Genomic DNA, 14,253 nt, shown 5'->3' with positions numbered 1-14,253 from the left:
CCTTCCATCATCGTTTTTGGTTATGACCCACGGCGCAATATTAATTTACTTAGCGGGGTTAATTTTTTCTTGCGTCACGTCACACTGCTGATGGTATAGTCAAAAACTGCACAACACATAACATAAATATCAAAAATATAACCATATCAATACATAAGAGGTTCTTATATCTATGGATCAGACATGTTCTCTGGAGTCATTTCTCAACCATGTGCAAAAGCGCGACCCGAATCAGACCGAGTTCGCGCAAGCCGTTCGTGAGGTAATGACGACGCTGTGGCCCTTTCTTGAGCAGAACCCGCGTTATCGTCAGATGTCGTTGCTGGAACGTCTGGTTGAACCGGAGCGCGTGATCCAGTTCCGCGTAGTTTGGCTGGACGATCGCAATCAGGTGCAGGTCAACCGCGCGTGGCGCGTACAGTTTAGCTCTGCCATTGGCCCGTACAAAGGCGGTATGCGTTTCCACCCTTCCGTGAACCTGTCTATCCTGAAATTCCTGGGTTTCGAGCAGACCTTTAAGAACGCCCTCACCACGCTGCCAATGGGCGGTGGTAAAGGCGGGAGCGATTTCGATCCGAAAGGTAAAAGCGAAGGCGAAATCATGCGTTTCTGCCAGGCACTGATGACCGAACTGTTCCGCCATTTAGGTCCTGATACCGACGTCCCGGCGGGCGATATCGGCGTGGGTGGTCGTGAAGTCGGCTTTATGGCCGGGATGATGAAAAAACTGTCCAACAACAGCGCCTGCGTCTTTACCGGTAAAGGTCTCTCTTTTGGCGGCAGCCTGATCCGCCCGGAAGCCACCGGCTACGGTCTGGTGTACTTCACCGAAGCAATGCTCAAACGCCATGGTCTGGGCTTTGAAGGCATGCGCGTGGCGGTTTCTGGCTCCGGCAACGTGGCGCAATTCGCCATTGAGAAAGCCATGGAGTTTGGCGCGCGGGTAGTTACCGCCTCTGATTCCAGCGGTACCGTGGTTGACGAAAGTGGATTTACTAAAGAAAAACTGGCGCGTCTGTGTGCGATCAAAGACAGCCGTGACGGTCGCGTGGCGGATTACGCCCGTGAGTTTGGTCTGACCTATCTGGAAGGCAAACAACCGTGGTCGGTTCCGGTCGACATCGCCCTGCCGTGCGCCACTCAGAACGAACTGGATGTCGATGCAGCGCGCGTACTGATCGCCAACGGCGTGAAAGCTGTCGCCGAAGGGGCAAACATGCCGACCACTATCGAGGCCACAGATCTGTTCCTCGAAGCGGGCGTACTGTTCGCACCGGGTAAAGCCGCAAACGCCGGTGGCGTAGCGACATCCGGTCTGGAAATGGCGCAAAACGCCGCTCGTCTGGGCTGGAAAGCGGAGAAAGTGGATGCGCGCCTGCACCACATCATGCTGGATATTCACCATGCCTGCGTTGAATACGGCGGCGAAAGCAAGCAGACCAACTACGTACGTGGCGCCAACATCGCGGGCTTCGTGAAGGTTGCCGACGCGATGCTGGGTCAGGGCGTGATTTAATATTGTCTCTGCAGGCCACTAAGCCGGATTAGGTACGGGTGCCGCATCCGGCTAAGCCTGATGCGCTATGCTTATCAGGCCTACAAACTTACAGGCCCGCCTCTTCAGAAGGCGGGCTTTTTTTCGCCGGACGTTTACGCGGCGCGCTTTTTTTCTTATCGCTACCACTACCGCCAGGTGCAGCAATTCCACGAAAGCGTCGTACCGGTGTGCTGCGCGCCTGATCGATAAGCTGATACAGCGTCCCCACCAGCGGCTGCATGAAATCCTGATAGCGACACTGCTTTTCGCTGATTTGGGTCAGGATAGATTCCCAGTGCGCTGTCATGTCCGGGCGCGTCGCCATTTCTGGCAACGAGTGGAACAGCGCTTTTCCCGCGTCAGTCGAATGGATATAACGTCCTTTTTTCACCAGGAATCCACGCTTAAACAGCAGCTCGATAATTCCGGCACGCGTCGCTTCCGTACCTAAACCATCCGTTGCGCGCAGGATCTTTTTCAGATCTTTATCCTGTACGAATCGCGCAATCCCGGTCATCGCTGACAGCAGAGTTGCATCAGTAAAGTGCCGCGGGGGCTGGGTCTGACGTTCAACTACTTCGCCTTTTTCGCACAGCAGTTCGTCATCTTTTGCCACCACCGGCAGCGGCGTCCCGTCATTATCTTCGTCGCGCTCTTTGTTGCCGAGCAGCGTGCGCCATCCGGCTTCCGCCAGAAAACGCGCTTTAGCGACAAACTTACCTTTGGCGATATCCAGCTCAATAACGCACTTCCTGAATACCGCATCTGCGCAAAATTGCATCAGATACTGACGGGCAATCAGGTTGTAAATTTTCGCTTCGTTGTCATTCAGGTTGATGGACGAACTGCGCGCGGTAGGAATGATGGCGTGGTGCGCATCCACTTTTTTGTCGTCCCAACAGCGATTTCGCGTATCGGGATTGACCGCCGGCTGCGGGAGCAGATCCGGCGCATGGACGCTAATCGCGTTCAGTACCGCGTGACGCCCGGCAAAGTGTTCTTCCGGCAGATAACGGCTATCCGAACGCGGATAGGTAATCAACTTATGGGTTTCATACAGTTTCTGGCAGATATCCAGAACGTTTTGCGCACTTAAACCGAAGCGCTTCGCCGCTTCAATCTGCAACGCAGACAGCGAGAACGGCAACGGCGCGGATTCTGATTCCCGTTTATCGTTATAGCTGGTGACTATCGCCGGTTGACCGTTAATGCGGTTCACCACGTGTTCAGCCAGCGTGCGATTCAGCAAGCGCCCTTCTTCATCCTGATACGGCTCACACGCTTCGCTCGGCTGCCAGATAGCGGTAAACCGCTCATCGGCAGGCGTTACGATATGCGCTTTCACTTCGAAGAAGTCTTTGGCGACGAAGTTCTCTATCTCTTCATCGCGACGCACAACCAGCCCGAGCACCGGTGTTTGTACGCGCCCGACCGAAAGTACGCCCTGATAGCCCGCGTTACGTCCAAGAATGGTGTAAGCGCGCGTCATATTGATACCGTACAACCAGTCCGCACGCGCTCGCGCCAGTGCCGACACGCACAGCGGGATAAACTCACTGTTGGCGCGCAGCCGCTCAATAGCCCGCTCAACGGCCTGCGGGTTGAGGTCGTTAATCAGGCAACGCTGCACCTTCTGACGCTTTTCAGGTGCCAGTTGCAGGTAATCCAGCACTTCATCCACCAGCAGTTGCCCTTCACGATCGGGGTCACCGGCGTGAATAACTTCGCTGGCTTCATGCAAAAAGCGCTTAATGACGTTGAGCTGTTTGGTCACCGAGGGGCGCGGTTGCAGTTGCCACTTTTCCGGGACAATCGGCAGATCGACCAGACTCCAGCGAGCATAACGACTGTCGTAGGCATCCGGCTGCGCCTGTTCAAGCAGGTGACCAATACACCAGGTCACCACTTGTCCATTTCCGCATTCGATAAAACCATCGCCTTTGCGATGCGGCTTCGGCAGCACATCGGCGATAGCACGCGCCAGACTTGGTTTTTCGGCAATAAACAACCGCATCGAGTTAACGAATCTCAACCATGGCGCGACCGCCACGAGCTTCCACTAACTCACCAATGGCGGTGAGATCGATACCGAACTGCGCCGCTGCCGCTTTCACTTCGGCTTCAGCTTCCGGCGTTACCGCCAGCAACAGGCCACCGGAAGTTTGCGGATCGCACAGCAGATCGCGTACCGATTGCGGCATTTCACCCATCAGGTGTCCGTAGCTGGCAAAGTTACGTTGGGTACCACCCGGCACCGCGCCCTGCGCGATGTATTCTTCAACGCCTGGCAGCTTAGGAATATCCTGGTAGACGATCTGCGCCTGAACGCCTGCACCCTGACACATCTCACTCAGATGCCCCAGCAGACCAAAACCGGTAACATCGGTCATGGCTTTCACGCCATCAATATCGGCGAATGCCGCACCGGCAATGTTCATCCGGCACATCACTTCTGTCGCCAGTCCTTTGTGTTCTTCTTTCAGCAGTGATTTTTTCTCAGCAGTTGTCAGAACGCCAATACCCAGAGGCTTGGTCAGGAACAACTTACACCCTGCTTCAGCGGTGCTGTTTTTCTTCACGCGTTCGGTCGGCACAACGCCGGTTACCGCAAGGCCGAAGATTGGCTCTGGGGCATCGATAGAGTGACCGCCCGCCAGCGCAATACCCGCCTGACGGCAGGCAAAGCGTCCGCCTTCGGTTACTTCGCGGGCGATTTCCGGTGCCAGCTTATCCAGCGGCCAGCCCAGAATAGCAATTGCCATAATCGGTTTGCCGCCCATAGCGAAAATATCGCTGATGGCGTTAGTCGCGGCGATGCGGCCAAAATCAAACGGATTATCGACAATCGGCATAAAGAAATCGGTGGTGCTGATAACGCTGGTGCCGTTTCCCAGATCGTATACGGCCGCGTCGTCGCGGGTTTCATTACCCACCAGTAAGTTCGGATCAACAAACTTCGCCTGCTCGCTGTGCAGGATGGTTTCCAGCACTTTTGGGGAAATTTTACAACCGCAACCGGCTCCGTGGCTGTATTGCGTTAAACGAATAGCTTGCTCGCTCATGGACATCTCCTGTCATTGCAATCCGGATATGGTAGCGCTCATTCCATGATGTGGTAAGAGTGACTGTCTGAATTCGGGTGTCTTTGCTCAGAATCCAGACAGTTTTGCCGTTGATATCAGAAATAACGGACGAATGCGCTCGGATCGGCAAGGTTAATCGTCGTGGATGCTTTTAGCTGCGGTGTGCCCAGATAGAGGAAACCGACGATTTTATCTTGCGGGCGACAGTCGAATGCTTCGCGAACGACCGCACTTTCGGTTAATGCACCACTGCGCCAGATACCGCCAAAGCCCTGGGCAATTGCGGCCATCTGCATAGCCATCACCGCACAACCGGCAGACATTTCTTGTTCCCACAGAGGAACCTTGTCGTTTTCTTCACATTTCGCCACCACGGTAATAATTAGCGGCGCGCGAAACGGTGCGCTGCGGGCTTTGTCCTGGGCTTTCTCGTCACTGCCTGCGGCAATCGCCCCTTTTTCAAGCACCGCGCTAAAACGCTCACGCCCTTCGCCCTCAATGACAAAGAATTGCCACGGTTGCAGCGTTTTGTGGTCTGGCGCGCGCATACCCGCCCGCAGAATGTTTTGCAGTTGCTCTCCTGTCGGGGCCGGCTCGACGAGACGAGAGGCGCTACGACGGGTAATCAGTAATTCGAGTGCATCCATTTGCTTAACTCCAACAATGAGATTTGTTCACAAAATTAACACGTGAGCGGATTTTGTTACAGCACAGGCGGTGATTCCTGCTGACAAGTGCTTGTCGGGTCATTACGATAGCCTCATCTTATCGCCTTTCTCCGGAATTTCGGGGTGGCGTGTTGTTAATCGGTAGGGAGAATACATGCGAACCCTGTGGCGATTTATTGCCGGATTTTTTAAATGGACATGGCGATTACTGAATTTCGTCCGTGAATTTGTGCTTAACCTGTTCTTCATCTTGTTGGTACTGGTGGGTGTGGGCATCTGGATGCAGGTCAGCAGCAGCAATACCAGTGAACACGCTGAGCGAGGCGCACTGCTGCTGGATATCTCGGGGGTGATTGTCGATAAGCCTTCGAGCACCAGTCGTTTAAGCGTTATTGGTCGTCAGCTGTTTGGCGCCAGTTCCGATCGTCTGCAGGAAAACTCCCTGTTCGATATCGTGAATACTATTCGCCAGGCAAAAGATGATCGCAACATCACCGGCATTGTGATGGATCTGAAAAATTTTGCCGGGGCCGACCAGCCTTCCATGCAGTATATCGGTAAAGCGCTGCGGGAATTCCGCGACAGCGGCAAGCCGGTCTTTGCCGTAGGCGATAACTTCAGCCAGGGGCAGTACTACCTCGCCAGTTTCGCCAATAAAATTTATCTCTCTCCGCAGGGTTCCGTTGATCTGCACGGCTTTGCCACCAACGGTTTGTACTACAAGTCCCTGCTCGACAAGCTGAAAGTTTCCACGCACGTGTTCCGTGTCGGAACTTATAAGTCTGCCGTAGAACCGTTTATCCGCGATGATATGTCTCCTGCCGCGCGTGAAGCCGACAGCCGCTGGATCGGCGAGCTGTGGCAGAACTATCTCGACACAGTCGCTGCCAACCGCCAGATCCCTGCCCAGCAGGTGTTACCGGGCGCACAGGCCATGCTGGACGGTTTGACAAAAGTCGATGGCGATACCGCGAAATATGCGCTCGACAACAAACTGGTGGATGCACTCGCTTCCAGCGCTGAAGTCGAAAAAATGCTGACCAAACAGTTTGGCTGGAGCAAAACGGATAAAAATTATCGCGCCGTCAGCTATTACGATTACTCGCTGAAAACGCCAGCGGATACTGGGGACAGCATTGGCGTCGTCTTCGCGAATGGCGCAATTATGGACGGTGAAGAAACCCCTGGGAATGTGGGCGGGGACACGACTGCCGCGCAGATCCGCGAAGCGCGTCTTGATCCGAAAGTGAAAGCAATTGTCCTGCGGGTGAACAGCCCTGGTGGCAGCGTCAGCGCTTCCGAAGTCATTCGCGCTGAGCTGGCTGCGGCAAAAGCGGCAGGCAAGCCGGTTGTCGTGTCCATGGGCGGCATGGCGGCATCCGGCGGGTACTGGATCTCCACCCCAGCAAGCTACATTGTGGCAAACCCCAGCACGCTGACCGGTTCAATTGGGATCTTTGGCGTGATCAACACTGTGGAAAACAGTCTGGATTCCATTGGTGTACACACCGACGGCGTGGCGACATCCCCACTGGCGGATATCTCCATTACCAAGGCGTTACCACCTGAAGTGCAGCAAATGATGCAACTGAGCATCGAGAACGGCTATAAGCGCTTTATCACGCTGGTCGCAGATGCGCGTAAGACAACGCCTGAGCAGATTGACAAAATCGCGCAGGGCCACGTCTGGACCGGCCAGGATGCGAAAGCCAATGGTCTGGTAGACAGTTTGGGTGATTTTGATGACGCCGTGGCGAAAGCGGCTGAGCTGGCCAAACTGAAGCAATGGCACATTGAATATTATCAGGACGAACCGACATTCGTTGATATGGTGATGGACAGCATGTCCGGTTCCGTTCGTGCCATGCTGCCTGAAGCGATCCAGGCGATGCTCCCGGCGCCGCTCGCTTCTGCGGCGAGTACGGTTAAAGCAGAAAGCGAAAAGCTGGCCGCGTTTAACGATCCGCAAAACCGCTATGCGTTTTGCCTGACCTGCGCCAACGTTCGCTAACTATTGACCCCTCTTCGGGATGAAGAGGGGTTTTCTTTGAGACAGAAGAAAAGTCATGCAAAAGAAATCGATTTACGTTGCCTATACCGGCGGTACCATTGGTATGCAGCGCTCAGAACAGGGTTATATTCCTGTTTCCGGTCATCTCCAGCGTCAGCTGGCACTGATGCCTGAATTCCACCGCCCAGAGATGCCAGACTTCACCATCCATGAATACGTTCCGCTGATGGATTCCTCCGACATGACGCCAGAAGACTGGCAGCATATTGCGGAAGACATTAAAGCGCACTACGACGATTACGATGGTTTTGTCATTCTGCACGGCACTGACACCATGGCGTTTACGGCTTCGGCACTCTCATTTATGCTGGAGAATCTGGGCAAGCCAGTCATTGTGACAGGGTCACAAATCCCATTAGCAGAGCTACGTTCTGACGGACAAATCAATTTGCTGAATGCGTTGTACGTTGCAGCAAATTATCCGATCAATGAAGTTACCCTGTTTTTCAACAATCGATTGTTTCGCGGCAACCGGACCACTAAAGCGCATGCTGATGGTTTTGACGCGTTTGCCTCACCCAACCTTGCACCACTGCTGGAAGCCGGGATCCACATTCGCCGGCTGGGAACACCGCCCGCACCTCACGGCACAGGTGAGTTGATTGTGCATCCTATCACTCCGCAACCGATTGGCGTGGTCACTATTTATCCTGGGATCTCCGCTGATGTAGTACGCAACTTCCTGCGCCAGCCGGTAAAAGCATTAATTTTGCGCTCCTACGGCGTGGGCAATGCGCCGCAGAATAAAGAGTTCCTGAAAGAACTTGAAGATGCGAGCTCGCGTGGCATTGTGGTGGTGAACCTTACGCAGTGTATGTCCGGCAAGGTGAACATGGGGGGCTACGCGACAGGGAATGCGCTGGCACATGCTGGCGTGATTGGCGGCGCGGATATGACCGTCGAAGCCACTCTCACCAAACTGCACTATTTGCTGAGTCAGGGACTGGATACGCAGACAATTCGTGAAGCAATGACGCAAAATCTGCGTGGTGAGCTCACACCTGACGATTAAAGGAGTCTATGCCCATGGCCCGAACCTTACTGTTGGTCGATTTACAAAATGACTTTTGTGCCGGTGGTGCCCTCGCGGTCCCACAAGGTGACAGCACAATCGATATCGCCAACCGCCTGATTGACTGGTGTGCCATACGCGGCGACACGGTCGTTGCCAGTCTGGACTGGCACCCGGCGAATCATGGTAGTTTTGCCAGCCAGCATCAGGTCGAGTCCTACAGCCAGGGACAACTCGATGGCCTGGCGCAGACGTTCTGGCCCGATCATTGCGTACAAAACAGCGAAGGTGCTGCCCTGCATCCGCTGCTGAACCAGCGTGCGATAAGTCAAACGTTCACTAAAGGTGAGAACCCGCTGGTCGACAGCTACAGCGCGTTTTTTGATAATGGTCGTCGTCAGGCTACCGCGCTGAATGCATGGCTACTCGAACACCGCATTGCCGAGCTCATCATCATGGGTCTGGCTACCGACTATTGCGTTAAATTCACCGTTCTGGATGCGCTCGATCTTGGCTACACTGTCAGCGTTATAACCGACGGCTGCCGTGGCGTTAATATTCAACCCCAGGACAGTGCAAACGCCTTTATGGAAATGGCAACTGCGGGCGCAACGCTGTATACGTTGGACGACTGGCTGGAAACCCAGCCGTAAGCGATGCCGACAGGGCTCTCCTGTCGGCGCGTTATCTCAGGCCAGCGCTGAAATCTCTTCCAGTGATACTTTGCGCGTTTCGATGCCGAAACAAAAAAGAATCAGCGCACATAGCACCAACATTACTCCTAGCACGATAAAGACCGTAACCGAGCCATAGCGGGTCAACAAAATAGCGACGCCATAAGGCGTAAACACAGCGACAATCCTCCCCACAGCATTCACAAAACCCGATCCTCTCAATCTAAGATGCGTGGGCCATAGTTCCGGGACATAAACTGCAGAGGCAAAGCAGACATACATATACAGAAAAAAAATCATCACCAGCCCGTAGCTCAGAATTGCCCACTCTTCAGTTTGAAGCGAATAGAAATACCCAAGCAAGGCGATAATAATCAACAAGAATGAGCCAAACAATCGCCGAGGAAAGCGATCGATAATTAACGCGGCAATAAATATCCCAACCGGCGCGCCAATCATAATTATCGCGGTCATAAATATGGATTTCGTTACATCGATTCCCGAATTAACAAATATCGTCGGGATCCATACAGTAATGGTATAGAGCGAAATATTCATTGCGATAAGCACCGTGATCGCCACCAATGTACAGCGTAACATTGGCCCCTTAAATAAGAGCCAAAATGAACCACTTATCGTACTTAAATCCGCCGACGAGCATTCGCTCCGGCAGGATGGTAAAGTGATGTTTTTTTCTTTCTCAATTTGCGATTCCACCTGCATAAGATGTTTTTCAGCTTCGCTTCTCTGCCCTTTGCCAGCCAACCAACGCGGGGATTCAATATAGTATTTTCCCGACAGATACCAGGCCAACAGCATTGCCATGCCGCCGAGCAGAAACATCACCCGCCAGCTTAAAAGTGCAATAATCACGACGCCAATTGCCGCAGATAGCATTGGTGCCCAGTTGCCGACAAATGACAGACGGGCAGACCATTTCCCACGAACCGCGGGTGGAATGAATTCTGTAAATGAGGCATAGCCCACCATAATTAGCGCCCCCATTCCAATCCCCATCAGACAGCGGAAGAAAATAAGCCAGTACATGTTGGGCACAAACGTTGCAGCGCAGGCTGAGGCCCCGACGATTAACAAATTGACGCGGAACGCTTTGCGTCGACCGAGATAATCACCAATAAAGCCACCGGCTAGCGAACCGATAAAGTAACCAAACATCAGCGCTGAGGTAAACGCGGCATTTAGATAATTGTTTGACCAGCCTGTGCTGACTAGTTTTGCTAATACCACATTTCCGGAATAGCTGAGAAAACCAGTGATTAACAAACTAAAACTAATAATTCCAAAAATACGAAAATGAAATCGAGATAAAGGTAAGCGATCTAATCTTGCGCCGATAGGGTCACATTGTTCCATCTGGATGCCTCAAATTCAGCTAAATAGAAAGTATGGCGATCGCGGCAGAAAAATTTTGCCGCGCCATCCATCATCATTAGATTCTTATGGCATTTACCAGGTGCAAACTTAAAATAATATCGACACAATCCTCGTTATAGCTAATAAACGAGTTGAATATTATTCTCTTTGCAAAATGCAATCCACTCTGCACCCGGAGCCTTATTGGTTATTAGGTAATTAATATGGCTAAAGTCCACGAGCTGAACGAAAGCTTTACGGTCAAACTTTGAGTGATCAACTAACAGGGCCACCTCAGTCGCCTGGCGGATCATGGTTTTTTTGATTTCCGCTTCCGCTTCATTAGAATCAAGCGCCCCACTCTGCATATCCAAACCTTTGCAGCTCATCACCATGATATCAACATGATAACGGCTGATAATCTCCTTGGTGATTCTTCCCTGCAGCGACAGCGTATTCTTATTCAGCTCACCGCCGGTAGAAACCACGTTAATTTCTGACTGCGCCAACTCATGAAATGCTTCAGCCGAATTGGTAAGCAACGTCAGATCGTTTCTTTCCTTCAACAGCTTTAATAATTCCATCGCGGTACTGCTGGAGTCGGCAGCCATTGTGGTCTTATTTTTAATAAACGGTAAGGCATTACGGGCAATGATCTGCTTTTCTTCGAAGAAAGATTTTGCACGCTTATAAAAATGAATATTGTCGGACAACGCGGTGGTATTGAGCACTGCACCACCATATGTTCGGGTCAAAAAACCTTCATCTTCCAGTTTTTCAAGATCGCGGCGAATCGTTTCCTCAGTCACCTGAAAGATTGAACTTAAATTAGATACCGCCACTTTCTTATCGTTAGCCACCATTTGCTTAATGGCTTGAATCCTGTCTTTTGCCGCCACGATGACACCTCTGTTTCCTGCAAAGTAATAATAAGACCCTAGTATCTCACAGGCTATGTTTATTTTCAAAAGAACATGTCTGAATCACAGATTTCAATACTTTTTTACGCAGAAACAGAGGTCAATTCTATCCGACTTAATTTATATCCAACGCTTCCGCCATTCGCCTCATCAATAATGAATCATCATCTGTCAGGGGAATGGTTAACGCCTCGACGTTCTCGCGAACCTGTTCAGGTGCGGTTGCACCACTCAGTAAGGTGATCAAATCGCTTTGCTTTAAAATCCACGCCAGAGCTAATGCGGGGATTGTGCAGCGGTATTTTTCACACAGTGGCTGCCACTGCTCTAGCATATCAATCACCCGCAGCATATTTTCCCGCTGAAACCAAACCTTGTTAGCCCGTGCGCCGCCAGGAACATAATCTCGGGCGATAGTACCGGTCAACAACCCCTGCTCAAGTGGTGAATATACCTGCACGATGATGCCATTCTGCTGGCATAGCGGCAGCAGATCAGCTTCCAGCGCCCGGTCAAGAATGCTGTACTTGGCCTGGATGATATCCAGCTCACCGTGTTTGAGATACTCTTTGATATGCCCGGCATCGACGTTCGCCGCACCAATCGAACGGATTTTCCCCTCTTTTTTCAGTGCATTCAGCGTGTCTACGGTTTCCGCAATCGGCGTAAAACAGGGTTCGACCGACTGCCAGTGGGTCATATAGATATCAATACTGTCGATACCCAATCTTTGCAGGCTGGCATCAACCTCCTCACGAATAGACTCAGGCGTGAGGTTTTTATACAGCTGGCGATCGCCCACTTTGTTAAACAGGCTGCCTGTTCGTTCCCAGACGATGCCGCATTTGGTTTCAACAACTACCTCGCTGCGCTGCAGCTTTTTCAGCGCCTGACCGACAATCACTTCACTGTTGCCAAAGTTGTAGCCTGGCGCGGTATCAATCAGATTAATACCGCAGCGATGCGCCTCAACAATGGTATCAATACAAATCTGCAAATCGAGATCGCCATTCCATGCCGGACCGCCGCCAATGGCCCATGTACCTAATCCCATGCGGGAAAGCGTAATATCCGTACTGCCTAAAGGAATCATTTTCATCTGCCGCTATTACCCTTCGTATTCGTCAAGAAGTTGTTCAACCAGCTTTCTGTTCTTCACACCCGTCGTCGCGCCCACGCTCAGTACCGATATTGCCGCCGTTGCATTAGCAAACAGCGCGCAGTCGCGAAGCGGCTTACCTTCAAGCAGCGCGGAGATAAATCCTGAAGCAAAGTTATCCCCCGCGCCGATGGTGTCGATGGCGGTAATCCCCGACACGGCCGGGACTACCATTTTCATATCGACACGTTTGATAAAGCAGCCTCCTTTGCCGGTCTTAATCACGACGGTTTTCACACCACAGTTCAGGAAACTGTCGGCAATCTCATCCAGCGTATCTTTCCCGGTGAGCAGTTTTGCCTCTTCAAAATTGGGAAACAGATAATCCACGTAGCTCAGCGCTTCACGGATGTCGTCCAGCGTTTCATTCAGTCGCGGTTTAATCATATCCGCGCAGATAATGAGCTTATGCGCTTTCGCCTGTGTGAAAATTGCCGTCAGTGCATCACCATCCAACAACGGGCTATTAAAAATACTCGCTAGCGACAGCAGCTTTGCCTGAGAAAAACGGTCGAAATCAACATCGTTTATATTCAGTTTCCATAAACTGCCGTTACGGTTAGTCACAAAGGTGCGTTCGCCATCAGCGGTGACTAAACCTACGTTAATGGAAGTATCAATATCAGCATCCTGCTTCAGGCTTTTAATATCAATATTCTCCCGATGGCAGTGGTCGACAATAAAATAACCGGCTGCATCATTACCTATCCGACTCATTAACGCCGTGCGATGGCCAAGGCGAGAAATAATCGTCGCCTCATTAATAGCGTCACCTCCCGTGGTCATTGCTATTCGTTCTAATGGATAAGAGTCAACATCAAAGATATTTTTACTCACTGGTTGCAAGGGAATATCAACAATTGCCGCCCCTATACAAATGACCTCGATATTATCCATATTGTCATTCCGCTTTACCGTCAGAGCCAAACAGTTTGATTTTCTCCAGCGCGCGCTCTTTTACCGCTTTGCGAACTTCACGCTCAACGTGCAGGAACGGCTGATTCTGGTTCTCCTGCACCGCCGCCATTGCCGCCTGGCACAGTTCGGTATGAATATTGATTTTCGAAATACCTAATGAAATGGCTTTTTTGATATCCGCATCGCTAATGCCGGACGCGCCGTGCAGCACCAGCGGAACGGATACCGCCTCGCGCACGCGTTTGACCACATCGAAATTCAGTTTCGGCTCAGAGGTATAAACGCCGTGCTGGTTACCAATCGCCACCGCCAGAGAATCGCAGCCGGTACGCTCGACAAATTCCGCCGCCTGACTCGGGTCGGTATAGTGATAGCCCGCCAGCGCTTCTTCATAAACCGTTTCATTCCCCACGTGGCCCAGCTCCGCCTCAACCGGAATACCCAACGGATGGAAGAAGTCCACCGCCTCTTTAGTCAGGCGAATATTCTCTTCGAAATCAAAAGCGGAGGCATCGCGCATCAGTGAATTCATGCCGTGAGTCCAGGCGTTATGAATAATTTCCATGCTGCGCCCGTGATCCCAATGGGTAATAACCGGCACCGAGGCTTTTTTCGCCATCGAAACCATCATATGTGAAAAATCTTCAAACGAGGTATTACCCACAAAACCGGTGCCGAATGAGATAATCACCGGCGATTTAGACTCTTCCGCCGCATCCATCACCCCCATTAACATTTCCGCATTCCACACGTTAAAGTGGGCAATCGCATAATGTTTATTCTGGGCATCATTTTCCCAATATTTAATATCTGCCAGCATAGTTGTTTCTCCCTCTT

The 14,253-nt window shown here is 51.8% G+C and carries 12 protein-coding genes; 4 read left to right on the top strand and 8 right to left on the bottom strand.

Annotated features, from left to right (window positions below):
* Positions 1-172: 172 nt before the first annotated feature.
* Positions 173-1,516 carry an NADP-specific glutamate dehydrogenase gene (gdhA, locus tag OGX89_RS21955; RefSeq protein WP_003832501.1) on the top strand — a complete coding sequence of 448 codons (1,344 nt, stop codon included), beginning with the start codon at positions 173-175 and terminating at the stop codon, positions 1,514-1,516.
* A gap of 88 nt (positions 1,517-1,604) precedes the next feature.
* Here gdhA and topB read toward each other — a convergent pair whose 3' ends face one another.
* From topB to OGX89_RS21940, 3 genes are all read right to left on the bottom strand, one after another.
* A complete protein-coding gene (gene topB, locus OGX89_RS21950; protein ID WP_032934436.1) occupies positions 1,605-3,551 on the bottom strand; it encodes a DNA topoisomerase III in 1,947 nt (648 codons plus the stop codon).
* 4 nt (positions 3,552-3,555) lie between these two features.
* Positions 3,556-4,599: a selenide, water dikinase SelD gene (gene selD, locus OGX89_RS21945; protein WP_003832497.1), complete on the bottom strand. Its 1,044-nt coding sequence runs from the start codon at positions 4,597-4,599 to the stop codon at positions 3,556-3,558.
* A 116-nt stretch (positions 4,600-4,715) separates the two neighbouring features.
* Positions 4,716-5,267: an NAD(P)H nitroreductase gene (locus OGX89_RS21940; protein ID WP_003832496.1), complete on the bottom strand. Its 552-nt coding sequence runs from the start codon at positions 5,265-5,267 to the stop codon at positions 4,716-4,718.
* Positions 5,268-5,442: 175 nt separating this feature from the next.
* On the opposite strand from OGX89_RS21940, the gene sppA reads away from it, so the two are divergent.
* From sppA to pncA, 3 genes are read left to right on the top strand one after another with little or no spacing between them, the layout of a single operon-like run.
* The gene (gene sppA, locus OGX89_RS21935; RefSeq protein WP_126956089.1) at positions 5,443-7,299 is read left to right on the top strand and encodes a signal peptide peptidase SppA; all 1,857 of its coding nucleotides are present in this window, start codon (positions 5,443-5,445) and stop codon (positions 7,297-7,299) included.
* A 55-nt stretch (positions 7,300-7,354) separates the two neighbouring features.
* Positions 7,355-8,371, top strand: a complete 1,017-nt coding sequence (gene ansA / locus OGX89_RS21930) for an asparaginase (protein ID WP_003832492.1) — start codon at positions 7,355-7,357, stop codon at positions 8,369-8,371.
* Positions 8,372-8,385: 14 nt separating this feature from the next.
* A complete protein-coding gene (gene pncA, locus OGX89_RS21925) occupies positions 8,386-9,024 on the top strand; it encodes a bifunctional nicotinamidase/pyrazinamidase (RefSeq protein WP_126956087.1) in 639 nt (212 codons plus the stop codon).
* Between the two features lie 36 nt (positions 9,025-9,060).
* On the opposite strand, the gene OGX89_RS21920 is transcribed toward pncA, so the two are convergent.
* The 5 genes from OGX89_RS21920 to OGX89_RS21900 all read right to left on the bottom strand — a co-directional run bounded on the left by OGX89_RS21920 (position 9,061) and on the right by OGX89_RS21900 (position 14,236).
* Positions 9,061-10,419 carry an MFS transporter gene (locus OGX89_RS21920; protein ID WP_191219443.1) on the bottom strand — a complete coding sequence of 453 codons (1,359 nt, stop codon included), beginning with the start codon at positions 10,417-10,419 and terminating at the stop codon, positions 9,061-9,063.
* Positions 10,420-10,559: 140 nt separating this feature from the next.
* Positions 10,560-11,318, bottom strand: coding sequence for a DeoR/GlpR family DNA-binding transcription regulator (locus tag OGX89_RS21915; protein WP_032943120.1), 759 nt, complete (start codon positions 11,316-11,318; stop codon positions 10,560-10,562).
* Positions 11,319-11,454: 136 nt separating this feature from the next.
* A complete protein-coding gene (ydjG, locus tag OGX89_RS21910) occupies positions 11,455-12,438 on the bottom strand; it encodes an NADH-dependent methylglyoxal reductase (protein ID WP_003832488.1) in 984 nt (327 codons plus the stop codon).
* A 9-nt stretch (positions 12,439-12,447) separates the two neighbouring features.
* Positions 12,448-13,395: a carbohydrate kinase family protein gene (locus tag OGX89_RS21905; RefSeq protein ID WP_003832487.1), complete on the bottom strand. Its 948-nt coding sequence runs from the start codon at positions 13,393-13,395 to the stop codon at positions 12,448-12,450.
* A 4-nt stretch (positions 13,396-13,399) separates the two neighbouring features.
* Entirely contained in the window at positions 13,400-14,236 is an 837-nt protein-coding gene (locus tag OGX89_RS21900; RefSeq protein ID WP_003832486.1) for a ketose-bisphosphate aldolase, read from the bottom strand.
* Between the last annotated feature and the right edge of the window lie 17 nt (positions 14,237-14,253).

The sequence above is a fragment of the Citrobacter sp. Cpo103 genome, assembly GCF_030332605.1.
GTDB lineage: Bacteria > Pseudomonadota > Gammaproteobacteria > Enterobacterales > Enterobacteriaceae > Citrobacter > Citrobacter portucalensis.
The sequence above is the reverse complement of the archived record's forward strand: the minus strand, read 5'-3'. Positions and strand labels throughout refer to the sequence as shown.

Bases quoted from the DNA above. Each gene is read 5' to 3' on its own strand.
- gdhA (WP_003832501.1), top strand. From the start codon at position 173: ATGGATCAGACATGTTCTCTGGAGTCATTTCTCAACCATGTGCAAAAG.
- topB (WP_032934436.1), bottom strand. From the start codon at position 3,551: ATGCGGTTGTTTATTGCCGAAAAACCAAGTCTGGCGCGTGCTATCGCC.
- selD (WP_003832497.1), bottom strand. From the start codon at position 4,599: ATGAGCGAGCAAGCTATTCGTTTAACGCAATACAGCCACGGAGCCGGT.
- OGX89_RS21940 (WP_003832496.1), bottom strand. From the start codon at position 5,267: ATGGATGCACTCGAATTACTGATTACCCGTCGTAGCGCCTCTCGTCTC.
- sppA (WP_126956089.1), top strand. From the start codon at position 5,443: ATGCGAACCCTGTGGCGATTTATTGCCGGATTTTTTAAATGGACATGG.
- ansA (WP_003832492.1), top strand. From the start codon at position 7,355: ATGCAAAAGAAATCGATTTACGTTGCCTATACCGGCGGTACCATTGGT.
- pncA (WP_126956087.1), top strand. From the start codon at position 8,386: ATGGCCCGAACCTTACTGTTGGTCGATTTACAAAATGACTTTTGTGCC.
- OGX89_RS21920 (WP_191219443.1), bottom strand. From the start codon at position 10,419: ATGGAACAATGTGACCCTATCGGCGCAAGATTAGATCGCTTACCTTTA.
- ydjG (WP_003832488.1), bottom strand. From the start codon at position 12,438: ATGAAAATGATTCCTTTAGGCAGTACGGATATTACGCTTTCCCGCATG.
- OGX89_RS21905 (WP_003832487.1), bottom strand. From the start codon at position 13,395: ATGGATAATATCGAGGTCATTTGTATAGGGGCGGCAATTGTTGATATT.
- OGX89_RS21900 (WP_003832486.1), bottom strand. From the start codon at position 14,236: ATGCTGGCAGATATTAAATATTGGGAAAATGATGCCCAGAATAAACAT.